The organism is Streptomyces anandii JCM 4720 (assembly GCF_014650655.1).
Taxonomy (GTDB): domain Bacteria; phylum Actinomycetota; class Actinomycetes; order Streptomycetales; family Streptomycetaceae; genus Streptomyces; species Streptomyces anandii.
The window spans coordinates 407723-426853 of the sequence record NZ_BMVJ01000005.1; the positions used below are offsets into that span (position 1 = coordinate 407723).

The 19131-nt window shown below is 71.7% G+C and carries 19 protein-coding genes; 11 read left to right on the top strand and 8 right to left on the bottom strand.

From position 1 onward, the window contains the following. The 5 genes from IE249_RS12715 to IE249_RS12735 form a co-directional block, all read right to left on the bottom strand. Window positions 1-1424: dihydrolipoamide acetyltransferase family protein (locus tag IE249_RS12715; RefSeq protein WP_189704879.1), on the bottom strand; the 1424-nt coding region annotated here is incomplete at its 3' end. A 1-nt stretch (window position 1425) separates the two neighbouring features. Then, on the bottom strand, window positions 1426-2505 hold the full coding sequence (locus IE249_RS12720; RefSeq protein ID WP_189704880.1) for an alpha-ketoacid dehydrogenase subunit beta: 1080 nt from the start codon (window positions 2503-2505) through the stop codon (window positions 1426-1428). Then, window positions 2502-3527 carry a pyruvate dehydrogenase (acetyl-transferring) E1 component subunit alpha gene (gene pdhA / locus IE249_RS12725; RefSeq protein WP_229858270.1) on the bottom strand — a complete coding sequence of 342 codons (1026 nt, stop codon included), beginning with the start codon at window positions 3525-3527 and terminating at the stop codon, window positions 2502-2504. The genes IE249_RS12720 and pdhA overlap by 4 nt, the downstream gene beginning before the upstream one ends. Then, window positions 3524-5362: an acetate--CoA ligase gene (acsA, locus tag IE249_RS12730; protein WP_189704881.1), complete on the bottom strand. Its 1839-nt coding sequence runs from the start codon at window positions 5360-5362 to the stop codon at window positions 3524-3526. Before acsA ends, pdhA begins: the two co-directional genes overlap by 4 nt. An 89-nt stretch (window positions 5363-5451) precedes the next feature. Beyond that, on the bottom strand, window positions 5452-5652 hold the full coding sequence (locus tag IE249_RS12735) for a hypothetical protein (RefSeq protein ID WP_189704882.1): 201 nt from the start codon (window positions 5650-5652) through the stop codon (window positions 5452-5454). A gap of 233 nt (window positions 5653-5885) precedes the next feature. Here IE249_RS12735 and IE249_RS12740 point away from each other — a divergent pair, with 233 nt between their 5' ends. Continuing rightward, the gene (locus IE249_RS12740; RefSeq protein WP_189704883.1) at window positions 5886-6512 is read left to right on the top strand and encodes an Rv1733c family protein; all 627 of its coding nucleotides are present in this window, start codon (window positions 5886-5888) and stop codon (window positions 6510-6512) included. A gap of 99 nt (window positions 6513-6611) precedes the next feature. Here the strand turns inward: IE249_RS12740 and IE249_RS12745 are convergent, their stop codons facing one another. The 3 genes from IE249_RS12745 to IE249_RS39850 are packed head-to-tail and all read right to left on the bottom strand — an operon-like array spanning window position 6612 to window position 8268. Next, complete coding sequence (locus IE249_RS12745) at window positions 6612-7070, bottom strand: CBS domain-containing protein (protein WP_189704884.1); 459 nt, start codon at window positions 7068-7070, stop codon at window positions 6612-6614. 24 nt (window positions 7071-7094) lie between these two features. After that, on the bottom strand, window positions 7095-7973 hold the full coding sequence (locus IE249_RS12750) for a universal stress protein (protein ID WP_189704885.1): 879 nt from the start codon (window positions 7971-7973) through the stop codon (window positions 7095-7097). After that, complete coding sequence (locus IE249_RS39850) at window positions 7957-8268, bottom strand: DUF1918 domain-containing protein (RefSeq protein ID WP_189704886.1); 312 nt, start codon at window positions 8266-8268, stop codon at window positions 7957-7959. Before IE249_RS39850 ends, IE249_RS12750 begins: the two co-directional genes overlap by 17 nt. 473 nt (window positions 8269-8741) lie before the next feature. On the opposite strand from IE249_RS39850, the gene IE249_RS12760 reads away from it, so the two are divergent. The 10 genes from IE249_RS12760 to IE249_RS12805 form a co-directional block, all read left to right on the top strand. Then, the gene (locus IE249_RS12760) at window positions 8742-9143 is read left to right on the top strand and encodes an Hsp20/alpha crystallin family protein (RefSeq protein ID WP_189704887.1); all 402 of its coding nucleotides are present in this window, start codon (window positions 8742-8744) and stop codon (window positions 9141-9143) included. Between the two features lie 72 nt (window positions 9144-9215). Beyond that, window positions 9216-10319 (top strand): 2-hydroxyacid dehydrogenase, encoded by a 1104-nt coding sequence (locus IE249_RS12765; protein WP_229858273.1) that lies wholly within the window; start codon window positions 9216-9218, stop codon window positions 10317-10319. Window positions 10320-10322: 3 nt separating this feature from the next. Continuing rightward, complete coding sequence (locus IE249_RS12770; protein ID WP_189704888.1) at window positions 10323-11855, top strand: FGGY-family carbohydrate kinase; 1533 nt, start codon at window positions 10323-10325, stop codon at window positions 11853-11855. A gap of 254 nt (window positions 11856-12109) precedes the next feature. Beyond that, window positions 12110-12508, top strand: a complete 399-nt coding sequence (locus IE249_RS12775; RefSeq protein WP_189704889.1) for an ATP-binding protein — start codon at window positions 12110-12112, stop codon at window positions 12506-12508. 469 nt (window positions 12509-12977) lie between these two features. Beyond that, complete coding sequence (locus tag IE249_RS12780; RefSeq protein ID WP_189704890.1) at window positions 12978-14348, top strand: ABC transporter substrate-binding protein; 1371 nt, start codon at window positions 12978-12980, stop codon at window positions 14346-14348. 85 nt (window positions 14349-14433) lie between these two features. Further along, on the top strand, window positions 14434-15396 hold the full coding sequence (locus tag IE249_RS12785; protein WP_189704891.1) for a carbohydrate ABC transporter permease: 963 nt from the start codon (window positions 14434-14436) through the stop codon (window positions 15394-15396). Beyond that, entirely contained in the window at window positions 15393-16289 is an 897-nt protein-coding gene (locus tag IE249_RS12790) for a carbohydrate ABC transporter permease (protein ID WP_189704892.1), read from the top strand. Before IE249_RS12785 ends, IE249_RS12790 begins: the two co-directional genes overlap by 4 nt. A 214-nt stretch (window positions 16290-16503) precedes the next feature. Beyond that, window positions 16504-17538, top strand: coding sequence for a zinc-dependent alcohol dehydrogenase (locus tag IE249_RS12795; protein WP_189704893.1), 1035 nt, complete (start codon window positions 16504-16506; stop codon window positions 17536-17538). Window positions 17539-17749: 211 nt separating this feature from the next. After that, window positions 17750-18559, top strand: a complete 810-nt coding sequence (locus IE249_RS12800; protein ID WP_229858275.1) for a DeoR/GlpR family DNA-binding transcription regulator — start codon at window positions 17750-17752, stop codon at window positions 18557-18559. Next, on the top strand, window positions 18559-19131 hold a 573-nt coding region (locus IE249_RS12805; protein WP_229858276.1), incomplete at its 3' end, for an HAD family hydrolase. The genes IE249_RS12800 and IE249_RS12805, both read left to right, overlap by 1 nt.

Genomic DNA, 19131 nt, shown 5'->3' on the forward strand with positions numbered 1-19131 from the left:
TCCTCCGGTCTCTGCAACAGTCGGTCCACAGCCGTCAGGTAGCGTGCTCCCACCGCCCCGTCCGTGGCCCGGTGGTCGGCGGCCAGGGTCACGGTCACCACCGGACACACACCGAGCATGCCGTTTCTGGCCCAGGGCCGCTCGACGACGGCGCCGAAGCCGACCAGCGCCACCTGAGGCGGATGGATGACACCGAAGACGCTCTCCACCCCCTGCTCGCCGAGGTTGGTCACGGTCAGGGTGGCGCCGGTCGTCTCACTGCCGCGCAGCCGTCCCCGGCGGGCCCGCTCCACCAGGTCCTTGAGATGGGCCATGAGGGTCTCTGGCGCGAGCGTGTCGGCCCGGTGGATCACCGGCGCGAGCAGCCCGCCTTGCCGGAGCGACACCGCGACCCCCACATTGATCTCGGTGCCGGGCACGAACCCCTCGTCGCGCCAGTAGCCGTTGAGGGCCGGCACCTCGCGCGCCGCCAGGGCGGCGGCCTTCATCAGCAGGGCCGCGGGGACGAGACGGTCGGCGGGCGGACGGCCGCGGTTGATCCGGCGCAGCCAGGTCTGCCCCGCCGTCAGGTCGATGGTGGTGGCGAGGTAGTAGTGCGGTATCTCCCGTTTGGAGCGGCTCATGAGTTCGGCGATGGCACGGCGCATGGTGTCCGTACGCCGATCCGGGTGCTCCTCGGCCGGTGCGGCTGGCGGCGTGCGCTCTTCGCTGTCGCGGCGGAATCCGGCCGGCCGCGCGGCAGCGCCCGCTTGCGCACCGGCTCGTACGTCCGCCCCTTGTGCGGCCGTGCGCACGTCCACCCCGCGTACGGCGCCGCCCTCCCCGGTTCCCCGTACCGCTGTCAGGTCGACGCCGAGGTCACGAGCGAGCCTGCGCGCGTAGGGGGTGGCCCGCACCCTGGGCGCGCGGGGCGACGGGGCGTGCTCCACGTCGGCGCGGGTGATCCGCCCGCCGGGTCCGGTTCCGCTCAGGGCCGTCAGGTCGACGCCCCGCAGCTGCGCCAGGTGCCGCACGAGCGGTCCGGCCCCGGCGCAGGCGGCCTCGCCGGACGGCTCCGGCGCGGGTCGCGCCGGGCTGTCCACCGCGCCGGCGGCCCGTCCGGCCGGCTCCTTCGCGGGTTCCGGGCCCGCGGGCCGCGCCCCCGTTCCGGGCCTGTGCGTGTCCTTGCGGCCCCTCCCGGCGGGTCCGCGCCCGTGCTCGATCTCGGCGAGAGGGGTGCCCACCGGCACCCGGGTTCCCGGCGGGACGAGCAGTTGTCCCACGGTGCCGGACTCGAAGCACTCGACCTCGATGGCCGCCTTGTCGGTCTCCACGATCGCCACGACGTCGCCCCTGCGGACCGGGTCCCCGGGGCCGACGAGCCATTCCCGCAGCACCCCTTCGTCCATGTCCGCGCCGAGTGAGGGCATGGTGAACGCGCTCATCTCAGGCCGGCCTTCCGGCGGTGGGGCGCTGATGCGCCGCATCTGCCCGGGCCGGCACCGGATCGCCGACGGCGCGGCGCGCGGCGGCGACGATCGTGTCGGCCTGCGGCAGCGCGGCCGCCTCCAGTGCGCGTGCGTACGGGATCGGCACCTCGGCGCTGCACACCCGCTCGACGGGGGCGTCGAGGTCGTAGAAGTGCCGTTCGGCCAGGCGCGCCGAGATCTCCGCGGCGAGGCTGCCGGTGCGCCAGCCCTCGTCGACGACGACGGCGCGGTGGGTGCGCGCCACCGAGTCGCCGACGGTGGCGTCGTCCAGTGGGCGCAGGCTGCGCAGATCGACGACCTCCGCGCTGATGCCGGCCTCGGCGAGGTCGTCGGCCGCGGCCAGCGCCTTGGGCAGCGAGCCGCCGTAGGTGATCACCGAGACGTCCGTGCCGGGGCGGCGGACGACCGCCCGCTCGATGCCGGGGAAGCCCGGGCCTGCGGGGAGTTCGGCGGAGACGTTGTAGAGGCTGCCGTGCTCGAAGATCAGCACCGGGTCGGGGTCGGCGAGCGCCGGAGCCAGCATGTACCGGGCGTCGGTGACGGTTGCCGGGGCCAGGACCCGCAGCCCGGGGATGTGCGCGTACCAGCCCTCCAGACTGTGCGAGTGCTGGGCCGCGAGCTGCCGGCCCGCGCCGGTCGTCATCCGGATCACGATCGGCACCGGCAGCTGGCCGCCCGACATGTGCAGCAGGGTGGCCGCGTTGTTGAGGATCTGGTCCAGGGCCAGCAGGCTGAAGTTGACCGTCATGATCTCGACGATCGGCCGCAGGCCCGCCAGGGCCGCGCCGATGCCGGCGCCGACGAACGCCGACTCCGACAACGGGGCGTCGCGGATCCGCTCGGGCCCGAACTCCTCCAGCAGGCCGAGGCTGACACCGAAGCAGCCGCCGTACCGGCCGACGTCCTCACCCATCAGGAACACGCGCTCATCGGCGCGCATCGCCTCGCGCATGGCCTCGCGCATGGCCTCCCGGTACGTCGTCCTGCCCTCCGCCGGTGTGGCGGGCGCCGGCGTACGGGTGCGGGTCGCGGTCATGACCTGTTCGCCTCCACCGGACTGGTGACGTATTCCAGCAGACTTCCGACAGGCTCTTCGGGAGCCTGCTCCGCGGCCTCCACGGCACGGTCGATCCCGGCCGCAAGACGGTCCTCCAGCGCGTCACGGGCCTTGTCTGTGAGTTCTTTCGCCTCCAGCAGCCGCCGGGCGAACCCCTCGACCGGGTCGCGCTCCTTCCAGTGCTCGATCTCCGCCTTGTCGCGGTACCGGTCGGCGTCGTACATGGAGTGGGCCCGGAAGCGGTAGGTGCGCATCTCCAGGAAATGCGGTCCGGCTCCGGCGCGCGCGCCTTCGGCGGCCCGCCGCGCGGCGTCCTCGACGGCGAGGACGTCCATGCCGTCCACGGCCCAGGAGACCATGCCGTACCCGGCCGCGCGCAGCGCGAGGTCGGTCTGGGCCTGGTGACGTTCCAGCGCCGTCCCCATCGCGTACAGGTTGTTCTCGCACACCAGCAGCAGGGGCAGTCGCCACAGCGCGGCGAGGTTGGCGGTCTCGTGGAACTCGCCCTCCGCGAAGGCGCCGTCGCCGAAGAAGCAGCAGGTCACCCGATTGCGGCCGGTCATGTGGTCGGCGAGGGCCAGGCCCGCCGCGAGGGGCAGGCCGCCGCCGACGATCGCGTTGCCGCCGTAGAAGCGGCGGCCGGCGTCGAAGAGGTGCATCGAACCGCCGCGGCCCCGGCTGCATCCGGTGACCTTGCCGAACATCTCCGCCATGATCGCTTCCGCCGGAACGCCGCGAGCCAGCGCGTGCCCGTGTTCGCGGTACGTCGACACCACCGCGTCGTCGTCGGTGAGCGCCTCGTTGACGCCGACAGCGACGGCCTCCTCGCCGATGTACAGGTGCATGAAGCCGCGGATGCGGGCCGCGCTGTACAACTCCACGCAGCGTTCCTCGAAGCGGCGGACCCGCAGCATCGACTCCAGCAGGGCCAGACGGTGCGCGGCGTCGCGGCTCACCCGGGAGCCGGGCCGCGGGGTGTGCGCGGTGCGTGTGCTGCTCATGCCGATCGCTCCGTCCTGTCCCGGGAGGGTCCCTCCGCATCCTGGGAGGAGTCCTCGACGGTGGAGATGTCCCCCTCGGGGAGGCCGAGTTCCCGGGCGCGCAGCAGGCGGCGCATCACCTTGCCGCTGCGGGTGTGCGGCAGGTGCTGGTCGAACGCGATCTCCCGGGGCGCCACGGCCGGCCCCAGCCGGCGCCTGGCGAACGCCAGCAGTTCCTGCCGGGTCCGCGCGGTCGCCTCGTAGCCCGGCCGCAGGGTGACGAACGCCTTGACGATGTTCCCGGCGACCGGGTCGGGACGGCCGATCACCCCGGACTCGGCGACCGCCGGATGTTCCATCAGCGCGCTCTCCACCTCGAAGGGTCCGACGAGGTGTCCCGCCGACTTGATGACGTCGTCTGCGCGCCCGACGAACCAGTACCAGCCGTCCGCGTCACGCCGTACCAGGTCGCCGGTGAGGTACCAGCCGTCCGCGAAGGCCGCCGCCGTGCGCGGCGCGTCGTGCAGATAGCCGCGGAACATGGACGGCCAGCCGGGCCGGAGCGCCAGCTCGCCCTCCACGCCCGGTTCCTCCAGCACCGATACGTGCCCGTCGAGGACCTCCGCCCGGCCGTCCTCGCCGCGCCGCAGCACCGTTGCCTCCACACCGGGCAGCGGCCGCCCCATCGAGCCGGGACGGATGTCGCAGGCGGCGAAGTTGGCGATCATGATGGCGCCGGTCTCGGTCTGCCACCAGTTGTCGTGCACAGGCAGCCCGAGCACGTCCCGGCCCCACACCACGGCCTCCGGGTTGAGCGGCTCGCCGACCGAGGAGATGAACCGCAGCGCGCTCAGGTCGTACGAGCGGGGCAGGTCGTAGGGCCCGGTCCGCGGCGTGGTCCGCATCAGCATGCGCAGTGCCGTCGGTGCCGTGTACCAGACGCTCACCCGCTGTTCGGCCAGGATCCGGTACCAGCGGCGGGCGTCGTACTCGCCCTCGTCCACGACGACCGTCACGCCGTGCATCAGCGGTGCGACGATCCCGTAGGACATGCCGGTGACCCATCCCGGGTCGGCGGTGCACCAGAAGACGTCGTCCTGGTGGAGGTCCAGGGCGTACAGGGCGGTGGCGTAGTGGGCGACAGCCGCCTCGTGCACGTGCACCGCACCCTTGGGCGTGCCCGTCGTGCCGCTCGTGAAGTGCAGCAGGGCCATGTCCTGGGGCGAGGTCGGGGCGATGGTGAACGTGTCGTCCGCGTCGGCCGTCAGCGCGGCGAGGGAGAGCGTCCCCGGCAGTTCCTCCGCGCCGCCCCCGACGATCAGCACATGGCGCAGGCAGGCGAGTCCGTCGCGCCGCGCGGCGACCTTCCTGCGGTACAGGTCCGCCGTGGTGACCAGCACCCGCGCCTTGCTCAGCGTCAGCCGCTGGGCGACCGGGTCCGGTCCGAAGGCGGAGAACAGCGGGCATACGACGCTGGTGTTCTTGAGCGTCCCGAGCACCACGGTGTAGAGCTCGGGGCAGCGCCCCAACAGGGTCACGACGCGGTCGCCGGGGCCTACGCCGAGGCCGCGGAGCACGTTGGCGAACCGCGCCGTTGAACGGGCCAGCTCTCCGTAGGTCACGCAGGTCACGGAGTCGTCCCGCCCGACACAGCGCAACGCGGCCGCCGTCGCGCGCGGCGACGCCGCGTGCCGGTCCACTGCCTCGTGCGCGATGTTCAGCCCACGTCCGCCCGGCAGCCCCTGCAGGGCGGCCCGCGCCCTCGCCCACGTGAAGCGCGCGCACTCCTTGTCGTAGTCGCCCAGATTGGGCGCGGTCCGGGGCGGACGGTCCTTGCGGATGGTCTCCCAGCCCATGCCGGCCCCTCCTTCCTTCGGGCCTGCCTTCTTCGAGCATCCGCCACGAGTGCCACGCTCGCACAGGGGCGAGCGGCCCCCGTGAACCCTCAGCCGAACAGGCTCCGCACCCGGAGCGTTTCCACGCGCCGCCAGGTTCCGTCGGACAGCAGCAGCCGGTTGCCGTCCGCGCTGCGGGCGAGCGGGTGCGCGGACCGGGCCGTCCGCCGTCGCGCCGGGCCCCCTGACGGCAACCTGGCACCACGGCCGGAGCCCACGGCCCGCGGGTCGAACTCGGTGCGCTCGCTCATGGCCCCTCCGTGCGCTTGCCGTGCCCTTGCCCGCCGAGCGGCGAGGGTGCTTCGGTCGGCCCGTCCGCGAAGCGGGACCACCGACGACCTGTGCCATCATCGCGCGCGGCGCGCCCGCCCGGGTGGGGCCGAACGGGACCCGAGAGGACCGTACGGCCCATACCCGTCGCAGGCGGGAGGCGGGACGGTGGGAGGACCTGTGAACCGGCGACTTCGGAGCGGAGGTCCGGATCATGCGAACACCGCGTCCCTTCGCCCGGCGGTCCGGCACACGCCCGCACGGCCGGCAGACTCCGGCCGGCCGCGGCGGCGCCCGGAACCCGCTGGAGAGGCCCAGTGATCGGCTGGAGCGCAGACTCCGGGTCCTGCTGGCGGCCGTGGCCGTCGCGGTGCTGCCGCTCCTGGCGTGGAGCGCCGGCGCGGCGGCCCACGACCACTACGCGCGGCAACGGCAGACGCAACTGGCGCGGCTGCATCCCGTCGAGGCCCGCCTGCTGACCGATGCGCGCTCGGCCGACGACCGGCCCGGTGCGCAGCGCGGCTTCCAGGCACTGGTGCGCTGGAGCGACCAGCAGGGCGGCCGTACGGGCGTCGCGCCCGTGCGGGCCTGGCTCGAGCGGGGGGCCACCACGACCGTGTGGCTGGACGGGCACGGCGCCCCCGCCGCACCACCGGTGACCGGGGATCTCGCGAACACGGCCGGGATGGCGGTGGGTTTCGCGACCGCGTGCGGCGGTGCCGTCACCGCCTACGGTGCGTGGCGGGCCGTCGCCCGCGGCATCGACCGCAGGCGCCTCGGGCGGTGGACCCGCGAGTGGGAGAGCGTGGAGCCGGGTTGGACGGCACGCTACGGCCGGTGACGCCGTGCCCCGCCGACGAGCAGACGAACCGACGAGCAGACGAGCCGACGAGCAGTCGAGGCGACGACACCGGCCCCGCGGCACCGGGACCGTTCATGTTCAGGCCCCCTGCAAGGCCCCGTCCGCCGGGGACGGCCCGGGCGGCTCCTGCAACACGCTCCAGGCGACCGGTCCCAGCAGGTCCGCCAGCCGCTGCAGGACATCGAGGAAGAGATCGTCGATCGTGAGCACCCCCAGCACCTCGCCCCCGCGCAGCACGGGCAGGCGGCGCACCCCCGTGTGCCGGAACTTCCGGTACGCCGCCTGGAGATCGTCCTCCGCGTCGACGGTGAGCACGTCGGCCGTCATCACCGCCCGCACCCGGGCCTGGCCGTCCAGGCCGCCGCCCAGGCCCCGTACGGCGAGGTCGCGGTCGGTGACGATGCCGCGCAGCGCTCCGTCCTCGACCACGAGGAGGGAGCCGACCGCGGACCGGGTCATCGCCCGGGTCGCCTCGGCCAGGGAGTCCTGGGGCGCGACGCAGACCGGCGGTGCGGTCATCACCTCGGAGACCTTCATACGACTTCTCCTCACTGTCGGGACTCACCTGTGTCGCGGCACGGCGATGACAGGGCAGCGTGCGTGGTGCAGCACCCCCTGGCCGACCGACCCCAGCAGCATGCCGGTGAAGCCTCCGCGCCCGCGGGTGCCCACCACCAGGCCCAGCGCGTGTGCCGAGGCCTCGGTGAGGACCTGCACGGGGTGGCCGACGACCAGTTCGTGCCGGAGGACCACCTCCGGGTAGCGGGCCCCGCGGCCGGCCACGGTCTCGGAGAGCAGCCGACGGCACTCCTGCTGGGCCGCGTGCTCGTCGAAGATCCTGAGCGGGCCGGGTTCCCAGACGTACAGCGCGCGCAGTTCCGCACCGCGCAGGGCGGCCTCCTCGAACGCCAGGTCCACAGCGGCGGCCGAGTGTTCACTGGCGTCGACCCCGACGACGTAGTACGCGGGTTCCTGGGTGATGTGCTCGGGTTCCGGGACGACGACCACCGGGCAGTGGGCGTGGGCCATGACGGGCAGGGCCACGGAGGCGGAGCCGAAGACCTCCTCGGCCCGGCTCAGATGCCGGGAGCCCAGTACCACGGCCGCGGCACGACGGCCTTCCTCGCGCAGTACCCACACCGGGTCACCCTCGGCGAGCACGGCGTCGACCTCCACCTCGGGATGCCTGGCCGCGACGAAGGCCACCGCGTCCGCGAGGACCTGCTCCCCGCTGCGGTGGAGTTCCTGGTTCCAGGCCTCCCAGGACGGAGGGACCGCGCCTCCCCGGTGACCTCGGGTGGGCAGGCCCTCGGCGCGGACGGGGCGCAGCGGGAGGTGACGCCGGGCCGCCTCGTCGGCCGCCCAGGCGAGCGCCATCCGCCGGGAGGGGTCGGACTCGACGCCGACGACGACGGGCCGCCGGTCACCGGGCGCGGACACGGTCGCCTCCGGCCCCGGCCCCGGCCGCACCGCCCGCCGGGGTCACCTCGGCCGCGTCGGTGTACGGCTCCGCCGCCCCTGAGCCGGCGGGCGCCGCAACGGTGTCGGGGCCCAGATGCCGGACGTAGGCGTCCGGCCCGGGGAAGTACAGGGTCACCCGGCCGCTGTCGGCCCAGCGCACGTCGTAGGGCGGGCTGCCGTCGGGGTGATGCAGGCCGACGACTTCGCCGTCCCGGGTCACGACGCCGGACGTGGTGCCGCGTACGACGATCTCGTCACCCACGCGGGCATGCATCAGGGCCGTGCCTTCACCCCCGCCGGGGGCAGTCCTGGAAGTGGGCCGGTCACTGTGCCGTGCCGGTTCGGGCGTGGTCATGGTTCTCGCCTCCTCGCCGCGACGGTGGACAAAGCGCCGCCATGACCCATGCAAGTCCCGGTGCGAGCAAGACGCCAGGGCCCTTGGGCCCGACCTTGACCCCGGCCCGTCGGGTCTCGTGGCCCGGTGCACGGCGGCCGGAGGTCATGAGGGTGACGGGGGACGCGGGCGGCTCTCGCCGGCATGCGGTGCGACCGGCGCGCCGGCAGACCTGCTCGCGGCCTTAAATCCGTGACCTTCGCCGAGGACAGCTTCATCACGGGCCGGCCGTCGCGCTCCCGCCATTGCGTCCGACGCGAATGTGGGGCTGTTCGGCCCCGGCGCCGGGGGAGAAGGCGTGGTGCACTGGAGATGTCGGCATACGCGACGACGGCCGAGGAGGTATGGGAAAAATGGCCACACTCGCACGCAGGCAGAGGTTCCCGTTTCCGGAGATGTCGGACTGGTTCGAGACCATACCCAGCAGGTTCTCGGCGCCCGTGGTCCGCATCGAGGACTATCTGGAGGACGACCGCTACGTCATGCGCGCCGAGCTTCCGGGCATGTCCCCGGAAGACATCGACGTCCTCATCAGTGACGGGGTCCTGACGGTCCGCGCCGAACGAACCGAGCGGGACGTGGACAGGAACCACAGCGAGTTCCGGTACGGAGAAATGAGCCGCAGCGTGACGCTGCCGCCGGGCGCCGACGAGGACGACGTCAAGGCCGAGTACACCGACGGCGTGCTGACCGTCAGTGTGGGTCTGCGCGCGGAGAAGGCGCAGGCCAGGCATGTCGAGATCCGCCGCAGCTGACGGCGCGCGGTCAGACCCCGGCGGGCCCCACGCGGCCCGCCGGGGCTCGGGTGCGACCGGGGAGCGGCGCCGGTGTTCGCCGAACTGGCCCGGAACAAGGCGATGTCGGGTCCGCAACCGGAGGCCTCCTTGCGTGTGGTGATCGTCGGCGATCGATTCATACCTGCCGAGTTGTACGTCGACGCCCTGGCGGAGGCCTGCGGCCCTGATTTCGGGCCGGTGAGCGGCGTGGAGTGGCCGGGGACCAAGGCGGAACAGCACGCGGTGCAGCAGACCATGGAGTGGCGGGGGCCCGAGGCTGCGACGGTCTCCGGCGAGCTGCTGGAGGCGGTACGCGAGGCCGAGGTGCTGGCCGTGCACTTCGCGCCCGTCTCGCGCGCGGTGCTGCGGGCCGCTCCGGCGCTGCGGGCCGTCTGTGTGGCACGCGCGGGGCTGGAGAACGTCGATGTGGCCGCCGCGACCGCCCTCGGAGTGGGGGTCGTGCCGGTGCACGGCCGCAACGCCACGGCCGTGGCCGAGCTCGCTGTCGGCCTGATGCTCGCGGAGGCCAGGGACATCGCGCGGGTGGACGCCTCTGTCAAGGCCGGCGGCTGGCGGAAACCGCCCGGTCCGGGCCGGGAGATCGGCGGCAGCACGGTGGGCATGGTGGGCTTCGGCCAGGTGGGCCGTGCGTTCGCCACCGTGCTCCGCGGCTTCGGCTCGCGGCTGATCGCCTACGACCCGTACGTGACCGACGCCGTTGTGAGCCGGCACTCGGTCACCCGGGTCGACAGCCTGGACACGGTCTTCCGCGAGTCCGACTTCGTCCAGGTCTTCGCCCGGTTGACAGCCGAGACGGAGCGTTTCATCGGCGCAGGCCAGTTCGCGCTGATGAAGCCGACCGCCTACTTCGTGAACACCGCACGCAGCCGCCTGATCGACACCTCTGCCCTGTACGACACCCTGGCTGCCCGCCGCATCGCCGGGGCCGGGCTCGACGTGCACGACCAGGAACCGCTCCCGGCGGACAGTCCGTGGCGCCGGCTGGACAACGTCACGATCACCACCCACTTCGCGGGCGACACGACCACCACCAGCCTGCGTTCGGCACGGCTGGTCGCCGAGGCGATAGCGGAGCTCGCGGCCACGAACCGCTGTGTTTCCGCGGTCAACGCCCGCGAACTGGGGTGGGTGTGAGCGGTGACGGGCGATCTGGTCCTCGGGGTCGACGCGGGACACACCGTGACCAAGGCCGTGCTGTTCGACTCCGCGGGCCGGCAGGTGGCCCAGGGGTCGGGCACGCTCCCGCTCGCCACTCCGCGTCCCTGCTGGGTCGAGCGGGACATGGACGACGTGTGGCGTACCACCCACCAGGCCATCACGGCGGCCCTCGCCGCGGCGGGCGTCGAGGGCAGCGCGGTCGCCGCGGTGGGACTGACCGGCCACGGGGACGGCTTGTACCTCGTGGACGAACGGGGACGGCCGGTACGAGCAGCGATCACCGCCATGGACACACGGGCGGAATCCGTGCTGGCCGAGTGGCGTGACACGCCGATCTGGGAGCAGGCGCTCACGCTGTCGGGCACGGTCCCCTTCGCGGGTTCCCCGGCCGCCCTGCTGACGTGGCTCGGACGTCACGAGCCGGCAGCGCTGGAACGATCCCGCTGGTTGCTGTCGTGCAAGGACTGGCTGCGCCGGCGTCTGACCGGCGTGGCGGCCACCGATCCGACCGACGCCAGCGCCTCGTTCACCGACATGCGCACGGGCGACTACACCAAGGAGCTGCTCGACCTGTTCGGGCTCGGACCGCTCGCCGTCAAGCTGCCTCCCGTGCTGGCCAGCGATGCGGTGTGCGGAACCGTCACGCGGCAGGCGGCGGCCGTCACGGGGCTCGTCGCCGGCACGCCCGTCGTCACCGGCGCCCACGACGTCGACGCGGCGGCGCTCGGGATCGGCGCCACGCAGGCGGGCGAACTGAGCCTGATCGCGGGATCGTTCAGCATCAACCAGGTGCTCTGCGACCACCCGGTGACCGACCTCCGCTGGCAGTGCCGGAGATTCCTGCGACCCGGGCAGTGGATGGTCATGTCCACCTCGCCCGCCTCGGTGGCCAATCTCGAGTGGTTTCTGCGGGTCATGGGTACACCCCCGGGGTGCGGCGACGACCTCTACGGCGCCATCAGTCAGGAGGTGGCAGACCGCCTGACGGGCCCTTCGGAGGTGCTGTTCCATCCGTTCGTCTACGGATCCCCCCACCAGCCCCCGGCTTCGGGGACCTTTCTCGGCATGCGCGGCTGGCACGACCGCGGGCACCTCATACGGGCCCTGATGGAGGGTGTCGTCCTCAACCACCGCTGGCACGTGGACGTGCTCCGCTCCCGCCTGCCCATCACCGGGCCGGCCAGGCTGACCGGCGGGGCCGCGCGCAGCGCGGTGTGGAGCCAGATGTTCGCCGACGCGCTGGAGCTCCCCATCCTGGTGACGGACGTCGAGGAAAGCGCCGCCCGAGGGGCGGCCCTGCTCGCCGCCGGTGCGGTCGGGCTGCCCGGCGACGGGACGGATGCGCACGCCGGCATCTCGATCGTCCGACGTCACGAGCCGGCCCCCGACCGGGTCGCGGTACTGGGCGAGGCCTACCGCGTATACCAGGAGGCTCAACGGGCCCTCGGACCCGTCTGGACGCGCCTCGACGCGGCAGCGCGGTACAGCGACGACACATTTGGTAAGAGATAACAGCAGTCATCTATCGCATTATCTGTGATTTTCTGCCCAAATCTATTGCAACTGGGTTGGCATGGGCGTAAACAGACAGAAGGACACCGTCACGGCTCGGCTCTCCACGGCCGGTCACCCGCCACCGAAGTGGCATCGACTCCCTCGCCATCAGCCCGAAAGCCACGGCCATGCCCTCCGACACCGCCCCACCGCTCACCGCACCATGGAGTGATTCGGTCACGGATTCCCGCAGCCGCCTGCCGCATCACCCCGTGAAGGCCAGATTCACGCTGCCGGCGCACGAAGCGCTGGTCGGCTGCCTGCGAGGCGCGGCCCGCACGGTGCTCACCCGCTGGCGCCTGTCGGCCGAAGAGCAGGACGCGGCTCTCCTCGTCGTGGGAGAACTGGCCGCCAACGCGGCCGTCCACGGACGCAGCGAGATGTCCCTCCACCTGGTTCTCACCCACGGCACTCTGGGGATCATCGTGGGAGATCACGGAGACCTCGTACCGTCCCGTCAGCGCCCGGCGGACGACGATCCGGACGAACACGGCCGCGGTCTCGACATCGTCCACACCCTGTCCACCGGGGTCGACGTCCACTGTGGCGACCATGGGACATGGATCCTGGCCCGCCTCGCCGTCACGGTCGCTCACCGGGAAGCGGACTGAGTTCGGCGGTGCCCGGTGAGCGGGGTGCGGACCGTACGCGAAGTCCCGGGCGGCGCGGCGAGGTGCTCGGTCCGCATCCCACTCATACGCTGCCGCCTTCTGGACGACGGCAGTGGGTCCTGCGGGGGCAGGGCCGGCTCTCATGGGCACTTCCTCGGGAAGGCTGGTCATGCGGTGGACGGCGAGAGCGCGTCCCCCTCGGGCGAGAGGGGGCGTCCCCCGCAATGGAACGGCATGACGATAGATCGCCGAAAATTTTCTCGCAAGATGTGTTAACAATGGCGCCCAGTGCTGTTAATAATTCCGCATCGGTGCCGCGCCCCACACCCCGGGAAGGCATCGCCCTCCTCAGTCGAGCCTCGGTCGACGTCTCGACGAGAGTCCTCACCGAGCGGTTGCACCCACGAGCCGTGCCGCCATGAGGACTCCCCGGCAGTTTTCCGATCCACCCGCACGAGAGGTCCCCGTCATGCGTCCGACGCGCTTCACCCGATCGACGAGATATGCCCTGACGGCCTGCGCCGCCACCGCCGCCCTGCTCGCCACCGCCTGCTCCGGAGCCGGGGCCGGCGGCTCCTCGTCGGACAGCAAGAGCATCAACGTGCTGATGGTCGGCAACCCGCAGATGGAGGACATCGCGAAGCTGACGAAGAGCACCTTCACCAAGGAAACCGGCATCAAGGTGAACTTCACCGTGCTGCCCGAGAACGAACTGCGCGACAAGGTCACCCAGGACGTCGCCACCAAGGCCGGGCAGTACGACGTCGCCACCATCGGCGCCTACGAGGTGCCCATCTGGCAGAAGAACGGCTGGCTGCACGAACTCAGCTCCTACGCCGACCAGGACAAGGGCTTCGACAAGGGCGACCTGCTCAAGCCGATGGTCCAGTCGGTGTCCGGCTCGGACGGCAAGCTCTACGCCCTGCCGTTCTACGGCGAGTCGTCCTTCCTCATGTACCGCAAGGACGTCTTCGCCCAGAAGGGCCTGAAGATGCCCGAGCACCCCACCTGGCAGCAGGTGGCCGACCTGGCGGCCAAGGTGGACGGCGCGCAGCCGGGGATGAGAGGCATCTGCCTGCGTGGCCTGGCGGGATGGGGCGAGCTGGGTGCGCCGCTGACCAGCGTGGTCAACACCTTTGGCGGCACGTGGTTCACCAAGGACTGGAAGGCCCAGGTCAACGGCGAAGGCTTCAAGAACGCCACGAACTTCTACGTGAACCTGGTCCGCAAGCACGGTGAGGCGGGCGCCGCGCAGGCCGGGTTCACCGAGTGCCTGAACGCGATGAGCCAGGGCAAGGTCGCCATGTGGTACGACGCCACCAGCGCGGCCGGCTCGCTGGAGGACCCGAGCACCAGCAAGGCCGCCGGAAAGATCGGTTACGTCTACGCCCCCGTGGAGAAGACCAAGAGCAGCGGCTGGCTGTGGGCCTGGGCGTGGGCGATGCCGAAGACCACCAAGAAGGCCGACGCCGCCTCCAAGTTCATGCTCTGGGCCTCCAGCAAGAAGTACGAGAAGCTCGTCGGCGAGAAGCTCGGCTGGGCACGGGTGCCGGCGGGGAAGCGCGCCAGCACCTACGGCATCCCGCAGTACGAGAAGGCCGCGGCCTCGTTCGGCGACATCACCCTGAAGTCCATCCAGCAGGCCGACCCGACGAACCCGGGCGTGCAGCCGCGGCCCACGGTCGGCATCCAGTTCGTCGCCATCCCCGAGTTCCAGGACCTCGGGACCAAGACCACGCAGGAGATCTCCGCCGCCATCGCCGGCAAGACCAGCGTCGACACAGCACTCGATGACGGCCAGAAGCAGGCCGAGGACGTCGCCAAGAACTACACCAAGTGAGCCGATCGCTCCGGTCGGCGCCCGCGCGCCGACCGGAGCGGCCATCCCAGTCCCCACCGCTGAAGCGGCGGAAGAAAGTCACTTCATGATCACGCTAGACCGTCCCCTCACGCGACACCGGCAGCAAGCCGGCTGCCCGCCCAGGCCCAGGGGTGAACGCACGTGGCGGCGCCGCCTTCCACTGCTGCCCGCACTGATCTTCACCATCGCCGTCACCCAGCTGCCGTTCGTGGCCACGCTCGTGATCTCCACCTTCCAGTGGAACATCCTGCGGCCGGGTGACCGCCACTTCACCGGCCTGTCCAACTACGCCTTCGTCTTCACCGACGAACGGTTGCGCAACGCGGTCATCAACACCGCCGTCCTCACCGCGTCCGTCGTCGTCCTCAGCGTCGTACTGGGACTGGGCCTGGCGCTGCTGCTCGACCGCCACTTCTTCGGCCGCGGCCTCGCACGCACGTTGCTCATCGCGCCGTTCCTGGTCATGCCGGTCGCCGCCGCCCTGGTGTGGAAGCACGCCGTCTACAACCCCGACTACGGCCTCCTCAACGGCACTCTCAACGCCGTCTACCGGCTGTTCGGGGTGGCGAACGGCCCCACCGTGGACTGGGTGTCGTCCTTCCCCATGCCCTCGCTGGTGGTCGCGCTCGTGTGGCAGTGGACGCCGTTCATGATGCTCATCCTGCTGGCCGGGCTGCAGGCGCAGCCGGGGGACGTGCTGGAGGCCGCCAGGGTCGACGGCGCCTCGGCGCTGCAGACCTTCCGCCTGATCACGTTGCCGCATCTGCGCCAGTACATCGAGCTGGGCATCGTGCTCGGCAGCATCTTCGTGGTGCAGACCTTCGACGCCGTCTACACGATCACCCAGGGCGGCCCCGGCTCCCAGACCACGAACCTGCCCTACGAGATCTACCTGACCATGTTCCGCAAGTTCGAGTACGGCCAGGCCGCGGCCGCCGGTGTCGTCGTGGTGATCGGCTCGATCGTCATCGCGACGTTCGCCCTGCGCGTGGTCGCCTCCCTGTTCCGCGAAGAGGTTTCTCGATGACCGGCACGACCGCGGCCGCCCGCATTTCGTCCCCCACCGTCCTGCGCCGGCTCAGGCGCCGCCGCCACGAGGACCCCGGACAGTTGCCGCGTCTGTCGCCCCTGTGGACCTTCGTCGCGTGGCTGGTCACCCTGGCCTTCTTCGCGCCGGTGGCCTGGATGGTCCTCACGTCCTTCCATCAGGAGTCCGACGCGGCGACCAATCCTCCCAGTCCGTTCGCGCCGCTGACCTTCGACCAGTACAAGCTGCTGCTGGGCCGCGACATCACCCCGTTCCTGCTCAACTCGGCCATGGCCAGTGTCTTCTCCACTCTGCTGGTTCTCGCCCTGGCGCTGCCCGCGGCCTACGCGCTGTCCATCAAGCCGGTCAAGAAGTGGACCGACGTGATGTTCTTCTTCCTGTCCACGAAGTTCCTGCCGCTCATCGCGGCACTGCTGCCGATCTACATGATCGTCAAGAGCATCGGCATGCTGGACAACATCTGGACCCTCATCGTCCTCTACACCGCGATGAACCTGCCGATCGCGGTGTGGATGATGCGGTCCTTCCTCGCCGAGGTGCCCAGGGAGATCCTGGAAGCGGCCGAGGTCGACGGCGCGGGGCTGCCCACGGTACTGCTGCGGGTCGTCGCACCGGTCGCCATGCCGGGGATCGCCGCCACCTCGCTGATCTGCTTCATCTTCAGCTGGAACGAGTTCATGTTCGCCGTGAACCTCACCGCGACCCAGGCGTCGACGGCGCCGGTCTTCCTGGTGGGCTTCATCACCAACGAGGGCCTGTTCCTTGCCAGACTGTGCGCGGCGGCCACGCTGGTGTCGCTCCCTGTACTGATCGCCGGCTTCGCCGCCCAGGACAAGCTGGTGCGCGGTCTGTCCCTGGGAGCCGTCAAATGAGGCCGGCTGCCTTCCGGACCGCGCGGCCCCGTGGGGCGGTCGCCGGCGCCGCCGGCAGTGTCGTCGAGCCGGACGCCCGGCGCGGCGCCCTGCGTCCACCACCGCCGGCACCGCGCACCCGGCTCCGCCTCCCGGTGAGCACCGACCGCACACGCCGCACCCCACCCGGGTTCCTCGCCGCGTGAACACCCCTACCGAACGGAACACCGTCACCATGTCCCAGCTGATCCGCCGCGTACTCGTCCGTTCCCTCGACGACATCGTCGTCGAGAAGGCGCCCGCCCCCGTTCCGGGGAACGACGAACTGCTGGTGCGTACCGCGGTCGTCGGCGTGTGCGGATCCGACACCCATGCCGCCGCCGGACACCACCCGTTCATCGACCTTCCCTACCACCCCGGCCACGAGGCGGTGGGGGTCGTGGTGGCCGCCGGCCGGGCGGCCGAGGACTTCGCGCCGGGCGACCGGGTGATCGTCGAACCGAACCTTTACTGCGGCCAGTGCGCGCAATGCCGGTCCGGCCGTTACAACATCTGCCAGGAGCTGAAGGTCTTCGGCTGCCAGACGCCCGGTGCCCTCGCCGACCTGTTCACCATCCCGGCCGACCGCGTCCACCGTGTCCCCGAGGGCATGACCGACATGCAAGCCGTCCTCGTCGAACCCCTGGCCACCCCCGTGCACGCCGTGGGCAAGGCCGGCGACCTCACCGGTCGTACCGTCGCCGTCCTCGGCGCCGGCCCGATCGGGCTGTTCACGCTTGTCGCCGCCCGCCACGCCGGTGCCGAGCGGATCGTGGTGACCGACCTGCGGCAGGGCAAACGCGACCGGGCACTGCGCCTGGGCGCCGACGCGGCCCTGCCCGCCGACGCACCCGACCTTGCCGCGCTGGCCCGCACGGAACTGGGCGGCCCGGCCGACGTCGTCTTCGACTGCGTCGCCCGAGAACAGTCCATGGCACAGGCCACCGACCTGGTCGCCAAGGGCGGTCATGTCGTCGTCGTGGGCGTGGGGGCCGCGGGCACCACGCCGATCCGCCTGGACCTGGTCCAGGACCGCGAGATCCGCATCGAGGGCACCCTCATGTACACCGCCGACGACTACCGCCTCGCCCTCTCCCTCATCTCCTCGCACTCCTTCGACACCGCCGAGATCGTCACCGCCACCTTCCCTCTGGAGGAAACGGCCGCGGCCTTCCGCACCTCTCTCGATCCCGAGCACGTCAAGGTCGTGGTCACCGTGGACGGCCCCTGACCGGCCCGGGCGGGAGGGCGCTCCGCCCGCACCCGGCGCCCGCCCCCCAGGGCGCCGGGTGCGAAGTCCGGACCGTCCCGGGCCCATGTGCGAAACTGCCAGCCTGGCGTCACCGACCGTCCTTCATGCCGGCAGCACCGCGACCGCGCGTGGGGGACGGCGCGTGGTCCCTGCCGCCGTACGTACAGGAGCGAAGGGAAGGAGGGGCGTCGTGGCCGCCCGCACCCGATCGTCGCATGCCGTCGTCGAGGAGCGGCGAAAGGCCGTCCTGCGCTACGTGGCCGAGCACGGCGAGACCCGCATCGACGACCTCGCCGAGCGCTTCGGTGTGAGCCTGATGACGATGCACCGGGACCTGGACGACCTCGCCGGCCGTCACCTCCTGCGCAAGGAGCGCGGACGGGCGGTCGCCTTCCCCGCCCTCACCATGGAGATGGCCACCCGATTCCGCGAAAGCAGCGCCCTGTCGGCGAAGAACGCGATGTGCGCCGCCGTCGCCGACCGGATCAAGCCGGGCACCACGGTCCTCATGGACGACTCGACCACCCTGTTCCCGCTGGTCCCCGTCCTGGCCCGGCTGGACCAGGTGCACGTCGTGACCAACTCCGTCGGCCTGGCACAGCGCCTGGGATCCGAGTCCGCGGTGAACATCACCCTTCTGGGCGGCCGCTACCGCGGCGACTTCAACTCCTGCACCGGGCCCGCGGTCACCCGCGCGCTGTCCCAGATCCACGCAGATCTCGCGCTGATGTCCGCCACCGCGGTCCTGGAGGGCCGGCTCTTCCACCCCATGAACGACTACGTCGAGGTCAAGCTGGCCATGCTGGCCTCCGCCAGACACGCCCTGCTCCTCGCGGACCACTCGAAATTCGGCAAGACCGCCACGTACGCCTACGGCACCGTGGCCGACTACCAGGCGGTCGTCACCGACAGCCGCACTCCCGAGGCCGAGCTCGCGGCCATCCGCGACCTGGGAGTGCCCGTGCAGACGGTCGCCCCCGAGGAGCAGCCCCCCTCCTGATGCGGACACTGTTCGAAACGCCGAGCGCGTACACCCCCAGCGACGCCGAGACGGCCGCGCCGGTCCTGCCTGTCCGGGCCGTCCTCTTCGACTTCAGCAACACGCTCTTCCAGATGATCCCCCTGCAGACGTGGCTGCGCCGCGTGGGGCGGGCCTCCGGGCGGCTCGCCCTCCTCGACGAACAGGGGGCCGAGGACGAGATCTTCCACCAGTTGCGCAGCGCCTTCCGGCTGCCGTCGGTCGTCGCGCTGCAGCAGGGCCGCGACCTGTCCGCCGAACGGCACCGGCAGGCCATGCGCGGATGGTGGGAGCACGTGGACTTCCTGCGCGGCGCCGAAGAGACGGCCTACCGGGAACTCACCGCCCCGGACGCCTGGACTCCCTACTCCGACACCGGCCCCACCCTGCGCGCTCTGCGCGCCCGCGGCCTGCGCGTCGCCGTCGTCAGCGACTTCGCCTGGGACCTGCGCACCCATCTCGTCCACCACGGCATGGACGGCCTGATCGACACCTGCGTCATCTCCTGCGAACAGGGCCGCGAGAAACCCGATCCACACCTGTTCCTCAAGGCG

Bases quoted from the DNA above. Each gene is read 5' to 3' on its own strand.
- IE249_RS12720 (WP_189704880.1), bottom strand. From the start codon at position 2,505: ATGACCGCGACCCGCACCCGTACGCCGGCGCCCGCCACACCGGCGGAG.
- pdhA (WP_229858270.1), bottom strand. From the start codon at position 3,527: ATGAGCAGCACACGCACCGCGCACACCCCGCGGCCCGGCTCCCGGGTG.
- acsA (WP_189704881.1), bottom strand. From the start codon at position 5,362: ATGGGCTGGGAGACCATCCGCAAGGACCGTCCGCCCCGGACCGCGCCC.
- IE249_RS12735 (WP_189704882.1), bottom strand. From the start codon at position 5,652: ATGAGCGAGCGCACCGAGTTCGACCCGCGGGCCGTGGGCTCCGGCCGT.
- IE249_RS12740 (WP_189704883.1), top strand. From the start codon at position 5,886: ATGCGAACACCGCGTCCCTTCGCCCGGCGGTCCGGCACACGCCCGCAC.
- IE249_RS12745 (WP_189704884.1), bottom strand. From the start codon at position 7,070: ATGAAGGTCTCCGAGGTGATGACCGCACCGCCGGTCTGCGTCGCGCCC.
- IE249_RS39850 (WP_189704886.1), bottom strand. From the start codon at position 8,268: ATGCATGCCCGCGTGGGTGACGAGATCGTCGTACGCGGCACCACGTCC.
- IE249_RS12760 (WP_189704887.1), top strand. From the start codon at position 8,742: ATGGCCACACTCGCACGCAGGCAGAGGTTCCCGTTTCCGGAGATGTCG.
- IE249_RS12780 (WP_189704890.1), top strand. From the start codon at position 12,978: ATGCGTCCGACGCGCTTCACCCGATCGACGAGATATGCCCTGACGGCC.
- IE249_RS12785 (WP_189704891.1), top strand. From the start codon at position 14,434: ATGATCACGCTAGACCGTCCCCTCACGCGACACCGGCAGCAAGCCGGC.
- IE249_RS12790 (WP_189704892.1), top strand. From the start codon at position 15,393: ATGACCGGCACGACCGCGGCCGCCCGCATTTCGTCCCCCACCGTCCTG.
- IE249_RS12795 (WP_189704893.1), top strand. From the start codon at position 16,504: ATGTCCCAGCTGATCCGCCGCGTACTCGTCCGTTCCCTCGACGACATC.